Source organism: Pseudomonas sp. P9_2 (assembly GCF_034008255.1).
Lineage (GTDB): Bacteria > Pseudomonadota > Gammaproteobacteria > Pseudomonadales > Pseudomonadaceae > Aquipseudomonas > Aquipseudomonas synxantha_A.
On the sequence record NZ_CP125376.1, the window covers coordinates 3,991,093 to 4,011,884 of the forward strand.

Annotated in this window: 14 protein-coding genes; 8 read left to right on the plus strand and 6 right to left on the minus strand. The window is 58.4% G+C overall.

Annotated elements, in window-relative coordinates; all coding sequences use genetic code 11:
- Positions 1-50 precede the first annotated feature (50 nt).
- From QMK52_RS17915 to QMK52_RS17935, 5 genes are all read left to right on the plus strand, one after another.
- Positions 51-1,658: an amino acid adenylation domain-containing protein gene (locus QMK52_RS17915; protein WP_320403158.1), complete on the plus strand. Its 1,608-nt coding sequence runs from the start codon at positions 51-53 to the stop codon at positions 1,656-1,658.
- Positions 1,651-2,937 (plus strand): hypothetical protein, encoded by a 1,287-nt coding sequence (locus QMK52_RS17920; RefSeq protein WP_320403159.1) that lies wholly within the window; start codon positions 1,651-1,653, stop codon positions 2,935-2,937. Before QMK52_RS17915 ends, QMK52_RS17920 begins: the two co-directional genes overlap by 8 nt.
- Before the next feature lie 42 nt (positions 2,938-2,979).
- On the plus strand, positions 2,980-3,744 hold the full coding sequence (locus tag QMK52_RS17925) for an enoyl-CoA hydratase-related protein (protein ID WP_320403160.1): 765 nt from the start codon (positions 2,980-2,982) through the stop codon (positions 3,742-3,744).
- 118 nt (positions 3,745-3,862) lie between these two features.
- Positions 3,863-4,945 carry a catalase family peroxidase gene (locus tag QMK52_RS17930; RefSeq protein ID WP_005789227.1) on the plus strand — a complete coding sequence of 361 codons (1,083 nt, stop codon included), beginning with the start codon at positions 3,863-3,865 and terminating at the stop codon, positions 4,943-4,945.
- The gene (locus tag QMK52_RS17935; protein WP_005789225.1) at positions 4,942-5,481 is read left to right on the plus strand and encodes a cytochrome b; all 540 of its coding nucleotides are present in this window, start codon (positions 4,942-4,944) and stop codon (positions 5,479-5,481) included. Before QMK52_RS17930 ends, QMK52_RS17935 begins: the two co-directional genes overlap by 4 nt.
- 51 nt (positions 5,482-5,532) lie before the next feature.
- Here QMK52_RS17935 and QMK52_RS17940 read toward each other — a convergent pair whose 3' ends face one another.
- Positions 5,533-6,684, minus strand: coding sequence for a M14-type cytosolic carboxypeptidase (locus tag QMK52_RS17940; RefSeq protein ID WP_005789223.1), 1,152 nt, complete (start codon positions 6,682-6,684; stop codon positions 5,533-5,535).
- Between the two features lie 463 nt (positions 6,685-7,147).
- Positions 7,148-7,498 (minus strand): DUF6124 family protein, encoded by a 351-nt coding sequence (locus QMK52_RS17945; protein ID WP_177464476.1) that lies wholly within the window; start codon positions 7,496-7,498, stop codon positions 7,148-7,150.
- Positions 7,499-7,628: 130 nt separating this feature from the next.
- On the opposite strand from QMK52_RS17945, the gene QMK52_RS17950 reads away from it, so the two are divergent.
- Positions 7,629-8,264, plus strand: a complete 636-nt coding sequence (locus QMK52_RS17950; protein ID WP_320403161.1) for a LexA family protein — start codon at positions 7,629-7,631, stop codon at positions 8,262-8,264.
- Here the strand turns inward: QMK52_RS17950 and QMK52_RS17955 are convergent.
- The 4 genes from QMK52_RS17955 to QMK52_RS17970 are packed head-to-tail and all read right to left on the minus strand — an operon-like array spanning position 8,261 to position 13,787.
- Complete coding sequence (locus QMK52_RS17955) at positions 8,261-10,186, minus strand: acetyl/propionyl/methylcrotonyl-CoA carboxylase subunit alpha (RefSeq protein ID WP_320403162.1); 1,926 nt, start codon at positions 10,184-10,186, stop codon at positions 8,261-8,263. The two genes, QMK52_RS17950 and QMK52_RS17955, sit on opposite strands and share 4 nt — an antisense overlap.
- Positions 10,183-10,989 (minus strand): gamma-carboxygeranoyl-CoA hydratase, encoded by an 807-nt coding sequence (locus tag QMK52_RS17960; protein ID WP_032880565.1) that lies wholly within the window; start codon positions 10,987-10,989, stop codon positions 10,183-10,185. The genes QMK52_RS17955 and QMK52_RS17960 overlap by 4 nt, the downstream gene beginning before the upstream one ends.
- A gap of 15 nt (positions 10,990-11,004) precedes the next feature.
- On the minus strand, positions 11,005-12,612 hold the full coding sequence (locus QMK52_RS17965) for a carboxyl transferase domain-containing protein (protein ID WP_005789214.1): 1,608 nt from the start codon (positions 12,610-12,612) through the stop codon (positions 11,005-11,007).
- An 11-nt stretch (positions 12,613-12,623) separates the two neighbouring features.
- Positions 12,624-13,787, minus strand: coding sequence for an isovaleryl-CoA dehydrogenase (locus tag QMK52_RS17970; protein ID WP_005789212.1), 1,164 nt, complete (start codon positions 13,785-13,787; stop codon positions 12,624-12,626).
- 151 nt (positions 13,788-13,938) lie between these two features.
- Between QMK52_RS17970 and QMK52_RS17975 the strand changes: the two genes are divergently transcribed.
- A complete protein-coding gene (locus tag QMK52_RS17975) occupies positions 13,939-15,576 on the plus strand; it encodes an AMP-binding protein (RefSeq protein WP_320403163.1) in 1,638 nt (545 codons plus the stop codon).
- Between the two features lie 98 nt (positions 15,577-15,674).
- A complete protein-coding gene (locus QMK52_RS17980; protein ID WP_320403164.1) occupies positions 15,675-20,381 on the plus strand; it encodes an NEL-type E3 ubiquitin ligase domain-containing protein in 4,707 nt (1,568 codons plus the stop codon).
- The last annotated feature ends 411 nt before the right edge of the window (positions 20,382-20,792 follow it).

Consider the following 20,792-nt stretch of genomic DNA (forward strand, 5'->3'; position numbering starts at 1 on the left):
CCTTGTATCTGTCGGCATTCAGCCGGCAGTTGAATAGTGAGAGGGTGCTTATGACGTGTTTGCCGAGTGATAAACAGTTTTTTTCCTGCATCTCGCTGGCTCATTTGCCTGCCGCGCAGCGGGTTTTATTTGAGCAATGGGGTTGTGGCCTCTCAACCCGAGCCACCTACGCCAACGTGCACCACGCCTTCGAAGCGCAAGCGAGGCTGGCACCCCAAGCGACCGCTGCGGTATGCGCGGGCCAACGTATCAGCTATGAACAACTCAACCGACAAGCCAATCGATTGGCTGAGCATCTGCTTGGGCTGGGTGTTAAGCGTGGGGACACGGTGGGATTGTTCGTCGAGCGCTCGATTCCCATGCTGGTCGGGCTCCTGGCGGTGTTGAAGATTGGCGCCGCGTATGTCCCTCAGGACGCCAGAATCGTACCCACCCTGCAATTGGGCATGGTCCTCGAATCATTGACCAGCCCGGTGATTCTGACCTTATCGAGCCTGGTGGAGCGCATTCCGGCAGACGCGTCCCATCGCTGCCTCAATTTGGATACGTTCATTGCTCAAACGCCATGGCTGGCTGAAGACAATGATTGCGTACGTGTCGGTGCTGGCCCGGATGATCTGTGCTTTGTACTGTTTACGTCTGGAACCACAGGGCGCCCTAACGGCGTGTGTGTCAGCCACCGTAACGTATGCAACATTCTGCTCACTGAACCTGGGCGGATGGGTATGGCACCGGGTCGTACCGTAGGGCAGATTCTCAATATCGGCTTTGACATGGCGGCTTGGGAAATACTCGGTTGCCTGGCTCATGGTGCGACCTTGCTGATTCGCGGCAAAGACATCGCGCAGACGGCCGCCCAGTGCAATGTGTTGATCGCAACGCCTTCGATACTGGCCACCCTTGAGCCTCGACAGTGTCCCCACCTCAACCTCGTTGCAGTGGCTGGAGAAGCCTGCTCCCAGGCCCTGGCGGATCGGTGGGCCGAGCACTGTACGTTCTACAACGGCTGCGGTCCTACCGAGACGACCATCGTCAACACGCTGCATCGGCATGTACCAGGCACGCTACTGACTATTGGCCGGCCAACCCCCAATAACACTGTCTATGTGCTCGATGAGCAGGGGCGTGCCTGTGCCTTGGGTGAAACGGGAGAGATGTGGGCCGGTGGTGCGGGTGTGACAGCAGGCTATCTGAACAATACGGCATTGACCCAGCAGCGATACCGTCCGGATCCCTTTCTCGGTGGCGACGCCATGATGTTCCGCACACGAGATTTGGGGCGCTGGGTGGGAGACGGCCAGCTCGAACACTTAGGGCGCGTGGATGACCAAGTGAAAGTCCGTGGCTTTCGCGTGGAACTGGATGCGGTGTCGGCGGCTCTGGAGGCCGGCGCTGGATGCATGCGCGCCGTCACTTTGAAGCTGGACAGCCGCACGTTGGTGGCCTTTGTTTCGCCTGCCAGCACTGACATCGAAGCTTGCCAAACCGCGTGCCAACAGCGTTTGGCCTATTACTGCGTGCCTCAGTCCATCTACGCAGTGGAGCATTTTCCACTGACCGCGAGGGGCAAGATCGATAAGGCATTGTTACTGCAAACGGCCCGGGAGAACCAGTTGGCGGTGCAGGCGCTCGCGACCGGGGAGCCCGGCCATGATTGATACGCTGATCCGTACCGTTGTACCGCCCAAGCCTGCGCTTTGGCGTCGCTGGACGTCACTGCCGATGTTTTCCTGTTACAACCGCCTGGCAGCCACCGCGCTGATGGGCAACCTGGTGTTTTTGCTGTTGGCTGTGGACCTGCACGCCATCACGGTTCAGACGCTGTCGGACATGGTACTGATCAACCTGTCGGTTGCCATTCTCGTTCGCCAGCAATACGTGATCAATGGGCTGTTCTGGCTGGCAACGCGAGTACCACCTACATGGCCCTTACAGGTGCGGCGTAGCGCGGCCAAGGTGTACCACTTCGGTGGGCTGCACAGTGGCGCAGCCTTTGCGGCCACTGGGTGGTTTGCCGCCCTGGTTGGCGTGCAGGTTACGCGTTACCTGCAACAACCTGACAGTGTTTCGGTGGCCGAGTTAGGGGTCAGCGTTATGCTGCTCAGCTTATTGCTGCTCATGGTGGTCATGGCTCAACCACGTATTCGAGGCCGGTTCCACAATGGGTTTGAACGCGTTCATCGGTTTGGCGGTTTGAGTGCGTTGCTGTTGTTCTGGTGGCAAACGTTACTGACCACGTCGAGCCTGCTGCACAGCGTTACGTTTTGGATGCTGGCAGTGCTGACCCTGAGCGTCCTGCTGCCCTGGCTGCGGCTGCGCAAGGTGGCTGTTGTACACGCACGGCCTTCCGGGCATGCGGTGATTACGCGTTTGAGCCACACCACACCGTTCGCCGGTTCATCCACCGCGATCAGCCGCAACCCACTGCTGGAGTGGCATTCCTTTGCCAATATTCCCACGCCACACGAGGCGGGTTTCCGCCTGATAATTTCCCGCGCAGGGGATTGGACCGGGCGATTTATCGAGGACTTGCCGCGCTATGTGTGGGTTAAGGGCATCACCACAGCGGGTGTTGCCAATGTAGAAACCCTGTTCAAGTCGGTGGTGTACATCGCCACTGGCAGCGGCATCGGGCCTGTCATGCCGCATCTGCTGGCGGCTCAGGTACCGATTCAGTTGATCTGGTGTGCCCGTAGCCCGAGGAAGACCTATGGCGATGAACTGGTGGAGGAAATTCTGCGCGCCCAGCCTTGCGCATTGATCTGGGACACCGATGAGCGCGGCAAGCCAGATCTGGTTCAGTTGGCTTATGGCGCAGTGCAAGCCTTTGGTGCAGAAGCCGTGATCTGTATTGCCAACCAAACGGTGACCCAGCGTCTGGTGCAAGAGTTGGAAGCTCGGGGAATACCCGCCCATGGCGCGATCTGGGATTCCTGAGACAGACCCAAGTGTGAACGACATCAATCAGTGGAGATGCCTATGAACGTGTTTGTGGAACGTCATGATCGAGTGGTCCTGGTCAAGCTCAACCGTCCTGAAGTCAAGAATGCGCTGAGTTCGGCGCTGATGACTGAGTTGATCAGTCATCTGGAAGCAATGGATCGAGACCCTCGGATTGGGTGTTTTGTCATTACCGGCACCGCAGAGTTCTTCGCGGCAGGGGCCGATATCAAAGAGATGAGCGGCAAGTCCTATCTGGACGTACTCAACGAAGACTACTTCGTCGGTTGGGAGGGCTTCACCCGTTTGCGCACCCCGACGATTGCCGCAGTGGCGGGCTATGCGTATGGCGGAGGCTGTGAGCTGTCGATGATGTGCGACATGATTTTCGCTGCTGACACCGCCACCTTTGCACAGCCGGAAATTAAGCTAGGCGTCATCCCGGGCATGGGCGCGACCCAGCGGTTGACCGGGCTGATCGGCAAGGCCAAGACCATGGACCTGGTGTTGACTGGCCGGTCAATGACCGCCACGGAAGCAGAGCAGGCGGGGTTGGTGTCGCGGGTTTACCCGGCTGCGAACTTGCTGGACGAGGTGATGGCGGTGGCTGCACAAATTGCCTCCTTCTCGCGAACGGCCACCCGTGCAGCGCGGCAGGCGGTGGAGCATTCTCTGGAGCTCGGGTTGCACGAAGGTGTGCGTCAGGAGCGTAGGTTGTTTCATGGCCTGTTCGCCACGCCTGATCAGCAAGAAGGAATGCAGGCATTTCTTCACAAGCGGCAGGCCTTGTTTAATCAGCCCTAGCCGGCACTCGATCTGGCCACGTGTTGACTACAAAGAAACTACAGTGAAGGGGGAATAAGCCTACGTGGGATTCGTCTCATAACACTTTCCCCCTGCGGCCTCGGGCCCTGGAGCTTCTATGGTTGATCACTCTTTACCGCCGCGTCCGCCTCTTGGTACTACAAGTCTGCTCGTCAGGCTGGCGTGTATAGGGGGCGTGGTGGCAGTGTTGGTGGTTGCATTTGCCTACGTCAACGGCACCCTCGACCCACAACGTCTGCGGCCAAAGACCTTGGTCAATGCCTTGGAAACCAATAACGGCGTACACCCGGGCTTTCGCCGCAATCATGCCAAAGGTGTATGTGTGGCGGGTTACTTCGAGGCGAGCACAGAGGCGCGTGCCTACTCCAGCGCCCAGGTGTTCAGCGCGGCCAAGACCCCGGTGATTGGCCGGTTTGCCTTGCCCAGCGGCAATCCCTATGCACCGGACAGCAGTGTGCCGATTCGCAGTTTTGCCGTGCAATTCAGCCAGGCAAACGGCCAGCAGTGGCGAACGGGAATGAACAGTATGCCGGTGTTTCCGGTGGGCACGCCCGAGGCGTTCTACCAGCTGCTCAAGGCGGGTGCGCCAGACCCGGCCACTGGCAAGCCGAACCCTGCGAACATGCCGGCGTTTTTTGCCACACACCCGGAGACGGCGCCGTTCCTGGCCTGGGTCAAGACTGCCAAGCCATCGGCCAGTTATGCGACGCAAACCTACAACGGCATCAATGCGTTTTACCTGGTGGGCGAAGGTGGCAAGCGTCAGGCCGTGCGGTGGAGCGTGGTGCCGCAAAGCCAGGACGCGGCGGGTGATGCTGCGCCGTCGGGCAGTGACTTCCTGGAACAGGATTTGGTGCAGCGCCTGGCCGCCGGGCCTTTGCGTTGGCAGTTGAACATGACCCTGGCCAACCCCGGCGACCCCTTGGATGACGCGAGCAAGACCTGGACCGGCCCGCATACGCAGCTCAACGCCGGCACTCTGGTACTGCAAAGCAGCCAGCCGCAGGCAGACGGTGATTGCCGTGATATCAACTTTGACCCGCTGATTTTGCCCAGCGGTATCGAGGCCTCCAACGACCCGCTGCTGGCCGCACGCTCCGCCGCGTATGCCAGTTCGTATCTGCGCCGTGCGGGTGAAGTCAGCCCGTTGCACAGCACCCCTCAGGAGTCGAAGCCATGAATGCTCAACCGCGTTTTTTTGCACCGCTGGCGCGTCTGTTGCACTGGCTGATGGCGCTGATGATCATTGCCATGCTGTTTATTGGTGCGGGATTGGCGGCGTCGGTGTCGGAACGCCATGAATGGCTGATCCACCTGCACAAACCGCTGGGTATTGCGATCCTGGCCCTGGTGCTCGTGCGTTTGGTCGTGCGCTTTACCACCCGGCAACCGCCGTTGCCAGCCGATTTGCCGATGTGGCAAGTGCTGGCGGCCAAGGCTTCCCATGTGCTGCTGTATGCGTTGATGCTGGTGTTGCCGCTGCTGGGCTGGGCGATGATTTCGGCCGCCGGTGACCCGGTGATGCTCAGCAGTTCTGTGCAACTGCCAGCGCTGGTAGGGGCGAATGCGCCGTTGTTTGCGCTGTTGCGCAAGGCTCACGGCTACCTTGCCTACCTGTTGTTCCTGACAGTGCTGGTGCACTTGGCGGCGGCGCTGTTCCACGGGTTGATCCGCCGCGATGGGGTATTGCAGAGCATGACCGGCACCCGGGATTGATCGCTTCTGTGGCGAGCAAGCTCGCTCGCCACAAAAAGCTTGCCACAAGGGTTAACGCAAAAGCCCGACGATATCGGCGACGCTGCTCAATACGTCCTTGCCCAGCTGTTTCGATCGATCGCCCGACCAGCCGGTACGCGGGTTGGGCGCATCGTCGTTGTCCTTGAAGGGCATCTCCAGGGTCAGGGACAGGCAGTCGTACTTCTCACCAACTGCGTTGCAGGCCAGGGTCATGTTGGCTTCGCCCGGCAGGTCGCGGGTGTAGCCGTAGGTGGTTTGGAAGTCCCGGGTCAGATGGCTCAGGTGGTTGCGAAAGTGTTTTTCCAGGGCTTCGATGCGTGGGGTGTAGCCTGGATTGCCTTCGCAGCCGGCGGTGAATATGTAGGGGATTTCTTCGTCGCCATGGATATCGAGGAACAGGTCCACGCCGTACTTTTCCATTTGCTGCTGCACAAATAGTACTTCCGGGCTGGTTTCCTGATTGGCGCTCTGCCAGGCGCGGTTGAGATCCTGGCCCATGGCGTTGGTACGCAGGTGACCGTGAAAAGCGCCGTCGGGGTTCATGTTGGGCACCAAGTACAGGTCGGCCACTTTCAAGAGTTTTTTCAACTCCGCGTCACCGTCCTTTTGCAGGCGTTCAATCACGCCCTCCATAAACCATTCGGCCATGTGTTCGCCGGGGTGCTGTTGGGCAATGATCCACACCTTACGGCGACCTTCAGCCCCTTTGCCACGGCGCAACAGTTGTATATCGCGGCCTTCGACGCTCTTGCCGGTGGCCAGCAGCTTGACGCCGGCGTACTTCAGGGCTTGTTCGATCAGCCAGTCGTGACGTTCACGGCTGTAGGGTTCGAAGTAGGCGAACCATACGTGCTTTTCGCGGGTCTGGAGCGTGATATGCAGGATCTCGCCATCAAAGCGCGTTGGCACCCGGAACCAGTTGATATGGTCATAGGATGCCACGGCGTTGTAGCCGCTCCAGGCGTGTTTATAGGATGAGCCACCGGCGTTGCTCAATCGAAAAGTGTGGGTGTGCCCCACATGCATGCCTTCGGCCTTGAAGTGGAACCATTGAAAATGTTTGCTGCGGGTGTCGGGTTTGATTGCCAGTAACAACTGATAGGCATCGCTGGCATCCAGGACCTGGATATTGCCGCTGTCGAAGTCGGTGCTGATCTTGATGGAGGTCAAGGCCACGGTCATAGTCTGGTTGCCTGAATATGAGTGATGTGGCGGCTATATTACACAGAGGTCAAGTAAAACCTGGATGCAAAATTGTTGCACGGGGAGGGGGCGTCATCCCTGACGCTGCGGCAGCTTAGGGGCTATGAGATTGATTCTCAAGCGCTATTTCGCAAAGATCCGTACTAGAGCTGTCGTGTGGCTTTCTTTCGGCGATGGTCTTTTGCTACCATGCGCGCCATCGAGCAACACACAGTCTTCATTAGCCTGAAGCCATGCCAGGGAAACTGGCAAAAAAAAGACCCGGCCAAAGAGCCGGGTCAAAAACCGTGATTAGCCTGATGAGGAGATATTCCAAGAGTCCGACCTAAGGTCCCTTGGTCTATCGACTGATCTCGCGATCAGCTGGGTCCAATAATAATCATTATCATTTGCAAGTCAAATGTTTTTATCCCTTGGATAGAAATATTTTTCTTCGAGTCTGTTACGCATTTGCCTGGGCCCCCGGCGCTTGCAACGAGCGCTCTACCATCGCCTTCGCCATATCGATCAAATACACCACGGAAAACGCCAGGTCGCGCTGATTGCCTTGATGGCTGCACGCTGATTCGTAGGCGGTTGCCGCAGCACTGCGCAGCAGGTCAGACGCGTGAACCAGGGCCTCCTCCTGGCTGACACCCGGCTTGATCGCGAACAGGGCGCCTTCCACGGCTGGTGCCGACATATCTTCTTTCAAGTAATAGTCCAGCGCGCGCTGGGCCGCGCCGCTGTGGCACATGTTCTGTAATTCAACCTGTTCCGGTATTTCGGGCAGTGAAAGCGGGCTATTCGTCATAAGCGGCAGTACTCCGGTGGGTGTCGAAATCCTTAGGCTTGATGATAGTACGTATCGTATTTATGTCGTTTTATGGATTACTACAAACTGTTTATTGCCCCGAAAAATACGCACCGTATTGTCAGGCGCCATGGATAACTGGATAGCGTTGGTCAAAGCCAACATGAAAGACCGCAAGGTCACGCAGGAGCAACTGGCAGAGCGCCTGGGCATGTCCCAGGGCGGCGTCGGCCATTGGCTCAACAAGCGCCGGGTGCCGAGCCTTGCGGACATGAACCGGGTGCTGGCCGAGCTCGGGCTGGGCTACCTGGAGGTGGCGCTGGAGATTCGCGAACGGGCCGCGCAAGAGCGTGCGTTGCAACAGCAATACAACCCGTATTTTCGCTATCCGGTCAGCGACTGGCAGCAGGCGTGCGAGCTGCGCGAAGAGCGTGCACCCTATGGGCCTGGCCGCTACGAATTGACCGATTACCACGCGCGTGGCGAGGCGTTCTGGCTGCCTGTAACGGGCGACGCCATGACCGCGCCCACGGGCATGAGCATCGGTGCCGGGGCGATGATCCTGGTGGATCCGGCCATCGATCCTGTACCCGGCAAACTGGTGGTCGCCCAATGGTCTGGCAGTTCCCAGGCCACTTTTCGCCAACTGCAGGAAGAGAGCGGCCAGCGCTATCTGGTGCCGCTCAATCCGACGTACCCCAAGGCGCTGCTCACCGACGACTGCCGCATCCTTGGCGTCGTGGTGCAAGCCACCGCGAAGTTCTAGGCGGTGGTTTCAAACTCCACCAGCGCGCTGCCTTCGGCAACCATTTCACCTTCCTGGCAGAACAGCGCCTTGACCACCCCGGCATGGGGCGCACGGATGCTGTGTTCCATCTTCATGGCTTCGAGTACCACCAGCTGTGTGCCAGCCTCAACGGTTTGGCCTACCTCTACCAGCACACGAACGATGCTGCCGTTCATCGGTGCGCTGAGACCGCCCTGATGAGATTGGCCGGCCTCGACCGCCGCAATCGGGTCGAACAGCGTGACAGCATGCATCTCGCCATTCCAGCGCAGGTACAGGCTGCCTTCGTTGCGGACCGCCAGATGGGCATGGCGTACACCCTGGTGTTCGATCAGCAGTTGCTCGCCGCACAACTGCGACGTGTGCCCGGCCAATGTCACCAGCCTATCCTGCCCGTTGCAGGTCAGATGCAGCGACACTTCGGCGGGCAGGCCCGCACGAAAGCCCTGGTTATTGGCCCAAGGCCCATCACCTACCGGCAGGCTCTGCATAAATGCCGAACCTGCTGCCTGCCAGAATGCATCGCTCAACGCACCGGGCGCCGGTAACAGTTCATCCTGATAACGCGGGATAAACCCGGTGTCCAATTCGGCCGCCGCGAACGCGGGATGGCCGATGATGCGCCGCAGAAAACCCAGGTTGGTCTTGAGCCCACCCACCGCGAACTCATCGAGCATACTTAAAAGTCGCAGGCGTGCCTGTTCGCGGTCTTCGCCCCAGGCAATCAGTTTGCCGAGCATCGGGTCGTAGAAGGGCGACACGCTGTCCCCTTGCTCGACACCACTGTCTACCCGACGGCCCGGGCCTGGGCTGGACTCGCGGTACAGCGTCAGGTGCCCGGTGGCCGGCAGGAAATCATTGGCCGGATCTTCGGCATACAGCCGCACTTCAATTGCATGACCGATCAAGGGTACCTGCTCCTGTGTGATCGGCAGCGCCTCGCCCTGGGCGACCCGAATCTGCCACGCCACCAGGTCCAGACCGGTAATCGCCTCGGTGACCGGATGCTCCACCTGCAGTCGCGTGTTCATCTCCATAAAGAAAAACTCGCCACGGGAATCCAGCAGAAACTCCACCGTACCGGCACCGACATAGCCGATGGCCTGGGCCGCACGCACGGCCGCTTCGCCCATGGCCTTGCGTTGCTCAACACTGAGCCCCGGCGCCGGCGCTTCCTCGACCACCTTTTGATGGCGCCGCTGGATCGAGCAGTCGCGCTCATTGAGGTACAGGCAATGGCCACGCTGGTCGGCAAACACCTGAATCTCGACATGGCGCGGCTTGAGCAGGTACTTCTCCACCAGCATCTGCCCATTGCCGAAGGACGACAGCGCCTCGCGCTGGGCGGAGGCCAGGGCATCGGCCAATTGGCTGACATCCTCGACCACCTTCATGCCCTTGCCGCCGCCACCGGCCGTAGCCTTGAGCAATACCGGGTAGCCAATACGCTCACAGGCGGCGCGGAAGGTCTCCAGGTCCTGGGCCTCGCCGTGATAGCCCGGCACCAGGGGCACACCGGCGGTTTCCATCAATGCCTTGGCCGCCGATTTGCTGCCCATGGCGTCGATGGCGTCAGCGGGCGGGCCGAGGAAGATCAAGCCTGCCGCCTCGATGGCCCGGGCAAAGCCAGCGTTTTCCGAGAGGAAGCCGTAGCCGGGGTGAATCGCTTGGGCGCCACTGGCGTGGGCGGCGGCAATCAGTTTGTCGATTTGCAGGTAACTGTCGGTGGCTTTGCTGCCTCCCAGGTCGACACGAATATCCGCCTCGCGGCTATGGCGCGCATCACGGTCGATGGCGCTGTGCACGGCCACGGTCGTCAGCCCCATGGCCTTGGCAGTGCGCATGACACGGCAGGCAATCTCGCCACGGTTGGCTACCAGTACGGTGGTCAGTGTGCTCATGAGCGCGGCTCCTGGGCTTGCCAGCTCGGCGCACGTTTTTGCAGGAAGGCCCGCAACCCTTCCTGGCCCTCGGCGCTTACGCGAATGCGCGCAATGGCGTTTTCGCAATAACGTCGCAGCGCTGGGGTGAGGGCACCGTTGCCCACTTCACGCAGTAAATCCTTACTGGCGCGCATCGCCGCCGGACTGTTTTGCAGCAGGTTGGCCACCCACTGGTCCACCTGGTGATCCAGGCTCTCGGCCGGATAACTCTCTGCCAGCAAGCCGATCTCCTGCGCCCGCTGGCCGCCAAATCGCTCAGCCGTCAGAGCATAGCGGCGGGCCGCGCGTTGGCCGATGGCCTGCACCACGAATGGGCTGATCACTGCGGGCGCCAGGCCGATGCGCACTTCCGACAGGCAGAATTGCGCGTCATCGGCGCCGATGGCCATGTCGCAGCAACTGATCAACCCCAGCGCGCCACCATAGGCCGCACCTTGCACCACGGCCAGCGTGGGGATTTTCAGCTTGGACAGGTTGTACATCAGCTCCGCCAGTTCGCGGGCGTCGTCCAGGTTGGTGTGGTAGTCCAGCTCGGCCGACTGCTGCATCCAGGCCAGGTCGGCGCCGGCACTGAAATGCTTGCCGCGCCCGCGCAGTATCAGAAATCGCAGGGACGGGTCGGCTTGCACCCGGTCCAGGGCGATGATCAGTTCGCGGATCATTTCGGCATTGAACGCGTTGTTCTTGGCTTCACGACTGAGCCACAGCGTGGCAAAGCCACGGCTGTCGGTGATCAGTTCGAGGGTGTTGAAATCGTTCATGGGGTGCAGCTCCATTTACATGCGGAACACGCCGAAGCGGCTCGGCTCGATGCGGGCGTTCAGTGCGGCGGACAAGGCCAGGGCCAGTACGTCGCGGGTCTGCAGCGGGTCGATGACACCGTCATCCCACAAGCGCGCGCTGGAGTAATAGGGGTGGCCCTGGGTTTCATACTGGTCGAGGATCGGCTGCTTGATGGCGGCTTCCTCCTGCGCACTGAAACCGTTGCCTGCGCGCTCAGCCTGCTCACGCTTGACTTGCACCAGCACCCCGGCGGCCTGTTCGGCGCCCATCACGCCAATGCGTGCGTTGGGCCACATCCACAAGAAGCGCGGGTCATAGGCGCGGCCGCACATCCCATAGTTACCGGCGCCAAAACTGCCACCGATGATCACGGTGAACTTCGGCACTCTGGCGCACGCCACCGCCGTGACCAGCTTGGCACCATGCTTGGCGATGCCGCCGGCTTCGTATTTCTGGCCGACCATAAAGCCGGTGATGTTTTGCAGGAACAGCAGGGGGATCCCACGCTGGCAAGCCAGTTCGATAAAGTGCGCACCTTTCTGCGCGGCCTCGGCGAACAGGATGCCGTTGTTGGCCAGGATCGCAATCGGGTAGCCATGCAAGTGCGCAAAGCCGCAGACCAACGTTGTTCCGAACAACGCCTTGAACTCGTCGAACACCGAAGCGTCCACCAACCGCGCGATGACTTCGCGCACATCGAACGGCTGCTTGGCATCCGCCGGAATCACGCCGTACAGCTCTTCGCTGCTGTACAGCGGTGCCACGGGCGGGCGCTGCAGCAACTCACCTTGTTTGCGCCAATTAAGGTTGGCCACGCTGCGCCGGGCCAGCGCCAGGGCGTGTTCATCGCTGTCGGCGTAGTGGTCGGCCACGCCGGAGATCTTGCAGTGCACATCGGCGCCGCCGAGGTCTTCGGCGCTGACCACCTCACCGGTGGCCGCCTTCACCAGCGGCGGGCCCGCAAGGAAAATGGTGGCTTGCTGGCGCACCATGATTGCTTCATCGGCCATCGCCGGCACATAGGCGCCGCCGGCGGTACATGAACCCATCACCACGGCGATCTGCGGGATGCCCTGGGCGCTCATGTTGGCCTGGTTGAAGAAAATCCGCCCGAAGTGTTCGCGGTCGGGGAATACCTCGTCCTGGCGCGGCAGGTTGGCGCCGCCGGAATCCACCAGGTAGATGCACGGCAGACGATTCTGCTCGGCGATGGTCTGGGCGCGCAGGTGCTTTTTCACTGTCAGTGGGTAGTAGGAACCGCCTTTGACCGTGGCATCGTTGGCGACGATCATGCACTCCACGCCTTCCACGCGGCCGATTCCGGCAATCACGCCAGCCGCCGGTACGTCTTCGCCATACACCTGATGAGCCGCCAGTTGGCTGAGTTCAAGAAACGGCGAACCCGGGTCGAGCAAGCGATTGATGCGCTCCCGGGGCAGCAGCTTGCCGCGCGAGGTGTGGCGTTCCTGGGCCTTGGCACCGCCACCCTGTTGCACGTGGGCAAGCAGGGTATGCAGGGCGTCGACCTGTGCAAGCATCGCCGCGCTATTGGCGGCAAATTCCGCCGAGCGCGGGTTGAGTTGGGTATGCAGGGTGGCCATGACGCGCTCCTTCAGCGGGTTTCGTTGAACAGTTCGCGACCGATCAACATCCGCCGAATCTCACTGGTGCCGGCGCCGATTTCATACAGCTTGGCGTCACGCAACAGGCGCCCGGCAGGGAATTCGTTGATATAGCCGTTGCCACCCAGGATCTGGATCGCATCCAGCGCCATCTGCGTGGCGCGCTCGGCGCTGTACAGGATCACACCGGCGGCGTCCTTGCGCGTAGTCTCGCCGCGCTCGCAGGCTTGGGCCACGGCGTAGAGGTAGGCGCGGCTGGCGTTGAGCTGGGTGTACATGTCGGCAACCTTGCCCTGGATCAGCTGGAATTCGCCGATGCTCTGGCCGAACTGCTTGCGGTCGTGGATGTAGGGCACGATCAAATCCATGCACGCCTGCATGATCCCGGTAGGGCCGCCGGAGAGCACCACGCGCTCGTAATCCAGGCCGCTCATCAGTACTTTCACGCCGCCATTGAGCACGCCGAGGATGTTTTCTTCCGGTACCTGCACGTCATCAAAAAACAGCTCGCAGGTATTGGAGCCGCGCATGCCCAGCTTGTCGAACTTGTTGCTGCGACTGAAGCCTTTCCAGTCGCGCTCGACGATGAAGGCCGTGATGCCGTGGGGGCCTTTTTCCAGGTCGGTCTTGGCGTAGATCACATAGGTATTGGCGTCGGGGCCGTTGGTGATCCAGGTCTTGCTGCCGTTGAGTACGTAGTGGTCGCCGCGTTTGTCGGCGCGCAGTTTCATCGAGACCACATCGGAGCCGGCATTCGGCTCGCTCATGGCCAGGGCGCCGATGTGCTCGCCGCTGATCAGCTTGGGCAGGTACTTGAGTTTCTGTTCGTGGTTGCCGTTGCGATTGATCTGGTTGACGCACAGGTTGGAGTGCGCACCGTACGACAGCGCCACCGAGGCCGAGCCGCGGCTGATTTCTTCCATGCTCACTACATGGGCCAGGTAACCCAGGCCGGCACCGCCATATTCTTCCGGCACGGTGATGCCCAGCAGGCCCATGTCGCCGAACTTGCGCCACAGGTCGGCGGGGAACAGGTTGTCGATGTCGATCTGCGCCGCACGCGGTGCGACTTCCTTGGCCACAAAGGACTGCACCTGGTCGCGCAGCATGTCGATGGTTTCGCCGAGGGCGAAGTTCAGGGACGGGTAACTCATGGACAGGCACCTTAATGTGAGCTTTGTTGTTGTGTGGGTCGGGCGCAGGAGGAGGGCGCTCACCTTTACGTTAACGTAAGCTTGCGTTGCGGCGCTGTCAATCGTAGTTTACGTTTACGTCAACCTACAAAAAAGACAACAAGGGGTCGTTATGGATCAACCGAATCAGAGCTACAGCCGTGGCTCTCAGGACAAGTGCTTGCTGGCCATGACCATTGGCCAGGCATTCGATCAAACCGTCGTGCAGTATCCCGATGGCGAAGCCTTGGTGGTTCGCCATCAGCAGCGGCGCTACACCTGGCGGCAACTGGCCGAGGCGGTTGATCTGCATGCACGGGCGTTCCTCGCCTTGGGTATGCAAATCGGTGACCGCCTGGGTATCTGGGCACCCAATTGCGCCGAATGGCTGATCTGCCAAGTGGCAAGCGCTAAGCTCGGGGTGATCCTCGTCAATATCAACCCGGCTTATCGCAGCAGTGAGCTGGATTACGTGCTCAAGCAATCCGGCTGCCAATGGCTGGTGTGCGCCGGTTCGTTCAAGAGCTCCGATTACCACGCCATGCTTCAGGCATTGAAGCCTGAGCTGCGCGGCCTCATCAGTCTCGATCCCAGCCCGCCGCCTGAATTCATGTCTTGGTCGCAACTGTCGGCCCTGGGCGCCGGAGTTAGCCCCGAGCAACTGCAAAGCCGGCAGACCAGCCTGCACTTCGACCAACCCGTGAATATCCAATACACCTCAGGCACCACCGGTTTCCCCAAGGGCGCTACCCTCAGTCACCACAATATCCTCAATAACGGTTACATGGTCGGCGAAAGCCTGGGCTTGACCGCGCAGGACCGCCTGGTCATCCCGGTGCCGCTGTATCACTGCTTCGGCATGGTGATGGGCAACCTCGGTTGCATCACCCACGGCACCACCATGATCTATCCCAATGACGGTTTCGACCCGCTGCTGACACTGACTGCCGTCGCCGAAGAACGAGCCACCGGCCTGTACGGCGTGCCGACCATGTTTATCGCCATGCTTGATCACCCAGGCCGGGCCGGGCTCGACTTGGCCAGCCTGCGCACCGGCATCATGGCCGGAGCGACATGCCCGATCGAAGTCATGCGCCGGGTCATCAACGAACTGCACATGCGCGAAGTGCAAATTGCCTACGGCATGACCGAAACCAGCCCCGTGTCGCTGCAAACCGGGGCGGATGACGATATAGAACGACGCGTCACCACGGTGGGCCGCACCCAACCGCAACTGGAGACCAGGATTGTCGATGACGCCGGCAACACCGTGGCTCGCGGCGTGATCGGTGAACTGTGTACGCGGGGCTACAGCGTGATGCTCGGTTACTGGAACAACCCCGACGGCACCCGGGAGGCAATCGATGAGGCTGGCTGGATGCACACCGGCGACCTGGCAACCATGGACGAGCACGGCTACGTCTGCATTGCCGGGCGTAACAAAGACATGATTATTCGCGGGGGCGAGAACGTGTACCCGCGTGAGCTGGAAGAGTTTTTCTTCACCCACCCGGCAGTGGCCGATGTGCAGATCATCGGTATTCCGGATGAGCGTTACGGGGAAGAAATCGTCGCCTGGATCAAATTCCATCCGGGGCAGGTCGCCAACGCACTGGAGCTGCAAACCTGGTGTAAGGACCGTATCGCATATTTCAAGACACCCAGGCACTTCAAGTTCGTGGACGAGTTTCCGATGACGGTGACGGGAAAGATCCAGAAGTTTCGGATGCGTGAGATCAGTATCGAGGAGTTGGCGTCTACTCGCGACTGAGGGCGGGTGGAATCGCAGCGTGGGGTATGTGGATACCACTGTTTGATGGAGAAACGATCGGATATTGATTGTTTGTTCTATCAAATGGAATTCGGTAAATGAGTAATCTCGATCAACGTGACAGCAGTCAATCAGTTGTGGTGCAGAGTGTACATGCGGGTGTCATACAGGATCGGTTGCCGCCTTGGTATGGCGGCGCTGCTCTGAAGCACAAAAAGAAGTTTTCTGAAACACAATTAGTAGTACCGCAGTGGTACAAAAACGTATCGCCGGAGAGAAAACTGGTCGTGAGCACGGCGTACGAACGCTGCTTTAGAGCATTGAACAAGCTGGATGCAAGGTTTAATGAAATGCAAGGCGCTGTGGCGTTTTCCGAGCCGCTTCTAGTGGCTGCAATGAAAGAGGAGTTTGGTGGGGATTACGATGTAAGACGGCTGTTTTTCGCACGTGAAGTACTGGTGCCCGCGGATCGCTCAAAAGTCTTTGGCCCGGAGGCCAGCTGTTACTACCGTTATGAAGGTGTCAGCTTGATCGAGGCCGCGTTAAATAATTTTGCAGTAGAAGATACGCTTGAAGTGGCCGACGAGGACGCCCGTCTCATCACCCGGTATGATTTTCACGAGCGGTCTCACACATTTAATCAGGCCGATGTCCTCACTCGAAAAGTTTCGATAAAACCCCACGTGTTTGCAAGTCTGTGCAGAACGTTGGATTTAGGTTCGCAGTACTTGAGGCATGTCGAGTCATTCGTCAGTCCCGCCGATACACCCAACTTGGCTATGGGCAATCCGGCAAGAGCCGTTCGTCACCTAATGATTGGTGCGGCCATGCAGCAGTTGGCGTTCGCCGCCGAGATGGCGGTTGAGTGCGGGGATATCGAGCAAGACGCCTACCAGTTGGTACGACAGTTGATGTGGCATCAGAAGGAACTGAAGTGGCGGGGTAAGCCCGTAAGTTTTTCGTGTTTGAAAGTGCTGGGTCAGCCGCTGGCGAAAATTATTGTTATCGGAAATTTGAACACTTATCCAGTGCGCGGTGTGTTTGTGCACAAGCCTGAGCCCTGTTTAGTATTCATTCCGGGAGATCCTGTTTGTATGCTGAAGGAGTATCCCGACTTAAGTACCTTTGGAGTCGATTTGGTGGGGCGATTATGCGTGGCGGATTACCGAGTCTTTTTCAGTCAGTTCATCCCTCACGAGCGGCAATCGCAATTTTATACAAAGCTCAAGCGAAGCTTGGATCCTACTGACCAATTTGCTGAACTTGAGGATTTTGATGCCGACAAGAACGACATAAGAACATTCACCACTGGCTATGGACTTCGCCTTTCGTTGTTGTGGCAAGACTATGCTCGGCAGAACGTCGATCTCATGCTGGATAACACCCGGGCGATAGCCGTTTCCACCGACGCGGCAGACACACGTGCGCGTAACGCCTGGCTGGTTAAGTTAGGCAGCACGGCTTTGAATGTCTTGAACGTAGCTGTCCTTGTCTTTCCAGAGCTGGCGCCCGTCATGTTGTTAGTTGGCGCGGTGCAAATGTTGCAAGAGATCGGCTCGGGTATGGAGGCGTGGGAAGAGGGAGATAAGAAAGCCGCATGGGCCCACGTTTCAAACATCGCCTTTAATGCGGCGACGACGGTCGTGGGTGCCAAGTTGTTACCGCTTGTCAATACAGCATTTGTCGAGAGCCTGGCCCACGTGCGTTGCCCTGACGGCAATATCCGTCTGTATTCTCCTGCGCTGAAACCCTACCAGCGACAGGTCACACTGCCCGATGGGCTTTCGGTCAATGAGCATGGATTATATGAATTTGAAGGGGGGTTATACCTGAGGGAAAACAACACGTATTACCTGGTGGAGCGGGTGGGGACCAGCAATCACTATAAAATCCTGCACCCGGACAACGCGGCAGCTTACACACCGAAGGTAAGCCGTACGCGCGCAGGGGCTTGGGCTCACGAGCATGAAAACCCACTGACATTGACCGATTCGCAGTTGATGCAGCGGCTTGGCCCGACGGCAGAGCGTTTTGCTAATGAACCACTCAAGCTTGAACGCATTGTGCAAATGTCTGAAACCAATATGGACACTCTGCGCAAAATACATGCAGATCAATCACCACTGCCTGCCCTCCTGGCCGATACCTTGAAGCGATTGGAAATGGATAGTGCAGTGGCGCAGGAGCCCAACACTGTCAGCACCTCACAGAGGGCGGCGTATCAGTCTGAGCTTTTCGCTCAGCGCTATGCCGCTGCTGAGAACGCAGGCAGCGAGGCCGCAAGGTTGATCAAGCGTGTGTTTCCTTCGCTTCCCCAGGCCGTTATTGAAGAACTGTTGAACGGTGCCAACTCCGTAGAAATGAAAAGTCTCATCGAACACAATCGCGTGCCGTTGCGACTGGCGGAAGAGGCTCGCCATTATCAACGGCAAGTGCGATTGGCGCGGGCTTACGAAGGGCTGTACCGCAAGACCCTGGGCAATGACGACACACAACGCATGGTGCTGCACAGCCTGAGTAAGCTGCCTGGTTGGCCCGCCGACCTGCGCATCAATATCGTCGAGCGGCTGCCTGTCGGGGAGCGTCTGTTGGATTCAGTGGGACCGGAGAATGCGGTCGTCAAGCGTCGTTTTATCAAGTTTGGCTCCAAGAACCTTTATGAAGTCCAAGACGACAAGTTTGCAATATTGAATTCTCAGGCGGACATCTATGGGGCTGTCCTGTCAGCGCTTTCTCCCGAGGAGTGGGCGGCGATGAAACTGACTGCCCATGACCGTGGCGCGAGCTTGAAGCAGGTGCTGGAACAAATGCCGCTGATGCCTCGCGATGAACTGTGCGGGTTGCTGCAGATGCAGCCTGTCAAGCCCCGCTATAGACCGCCAATGCGCCTTGCCGGTGGGCGCGTGGGTTACCCGTTGAGTCCGGTAGGCGCAGCGAGTCGTCGGCCTTATGCATGTGAAAGGGCTGCATTAGAGCTCTATCCCTCAAAGTCCATCGCGCAGGTGGAGCAGATGTTGGATCTAAAGGACGTCGGCGATATTGAGTTCTTGGCAAAAATTAAAGTGCTCAATGAGGAGTTCGAGCAACTCAAGACAGACTTGAACGCTTGGCGCGACAGCGGTGAGTGGCACCAACGCAGGTCCCGGGGCCGAGTGGTTGAAGCCATCAAAGACGCTTGGCAGCGCAGATCGACGCAACCCGCCATGGCCCCCGAGCAAGAAGGTATGAAGTACATCTTGCGCTTGGCCGATGAGCAAATCGGCGAGTTACCGCCGATTGCGGCGAACATGGACCATGTGGACTGTCTGGATCTATCGAGAATGTATCTTTCGGATGCGTCGTTGCCTTTCTTGAACGCATTTGGCGGTTTACGTTGGTTGGATATCAGCTACAGCAACTTCACACGACTGCCGGAGTTTGCAAATGGTGGCGCGGGTTTGACCACGCTCAACTTGAGCGGCAATGACATACGGCTGACGGGGCAAAGCCAGGCACGTCTCGAAGGTATGCAACGTTTGACCAGACTGAACCTCTCCCATAACCATCAGTTGGGATGGGTCGCCGATCTGAGCAACATGCATGATTTGAACCGGCTGGATCTGGCGAATACCGGAACGACAACGTTCCCCAGAGGCGCCGAACATCTGAATAACTTGGCCTGGATCGATCTGCATACAAACGCGATGACTGAATTGCCTCAGTACGCCGTCGATCATCCAGATCGAATCAGTGTGCATGATAATCCTGTATCGGAAGAACGCTTTACCGATGATCACGTCACACTCGCCGATGGGCGCAGGTTGTGGCTGCACGATTCCCCCGTAGAAATGCTAACCAGTCGCGGCGATATGTGGGACCAGCTCAGCTCCAGTCCACAGGCTGCGGCATTTTTCGCCGTGCTGGCGGACACGACACGTTGCGCAGAGTACACCTCGGGGGTTACTCGGCCGCAGTTGGCGGAGCGCGTCTGGGACATGATTAAAGCGGTCTATGAGAATCAAACGACTCGTGAAGTATTGTTTAAGTCAGCCGATGGTCGCGCTACTTGTGGTGACGGCAGCGTACTTGAGTTTATGAACCTGGAAATTGACCTGTTAGTGGAACAATCGCTTGAGCAGGTTGGGGAGCATGAGGTGGAAGCGACCTTTATTAACACGGCTGGGCGGCTTTTTCGCCTGAAGCTGGTGGATATCATCGCTGAGCGTGATGTCGAGGCGCGAGGGGCAGCTTTCGCGGAAGAGACCGAAGTCGTTCTTGCGTATCGGACCGGCTTGGCACAGCGGCTGAATTTGCCGATCAAAACCTTTGAAATGCTCTATCGCCAAACTGCTGGTGTGGGCTCGGAAACGCTTGATGCTGCTTATTTACAAGTGCTTGAGGATGAAAAAAATATCAGCGAAAAGAGTCGTTTTTTTGTAGATATGGAATTTTGGAGGAACCAGCTTCGTACCCAATACTCACAGGAGTTCAACGTCCTGACGGGCACCGATTTTGAGTTGATAGCTGAAACGCAAGAGGCGTTGGAAGAGGTGGCTGACCTGCAAAAAACACAGGGTGACCCTGTAGAGCAAGATGCAAAACAGGCGTGGCAGCAGGCGTACGACGAAGCGGTTAACAGAGTTGCTCGCCTGCTGGGTAAGACCCGGGATCAAATTCTGACCGACGGTTCCATGACCGATGCTTTTTATCATCAGCAAATGAAACAACTGGGTGCGCTGCGACAATCCAAAGAGACAACGGCGATGCAGACCCTGACGGTCACTGTGCTTAACAATTTCTCAGCGAAGAAGGTGGCATCCGTTTAAGTCAAAAAAGTGCGAACAGCACAAAGGGGACCCGAAGGTCCCCTTTAATTTGTCGTTGCGTGCTCTTTTCTTATTATTGAGGGGCGGCCTGTTGTTGTTTTTGGTAGCCGTGACCCGTACTGCTGTTTTTGGCGACCCCCATCCGGGGTCAAGAGCAAACGTATTTTTTTGAGCGCTGACCTGCTTCTTCGTAAACGATCCAACCAGTGGTAGCTACCTGAGGTAGTTTTATTTTTCTCTATCCGGTTGCGGGTTGCGGCATGCCGTACCCTGCGAAGCACATCTTCTCCAAAAAAATCTGTTAGCTGCGTCTCTGCCGTGTTGTTTTTGTTATGTCAGAGTCGTTTCGTCTTGTTTTTATTAGGTTTGGCGCTTTTTATTCTTGTTATGCCATAAGAGATAGCAGGAGCC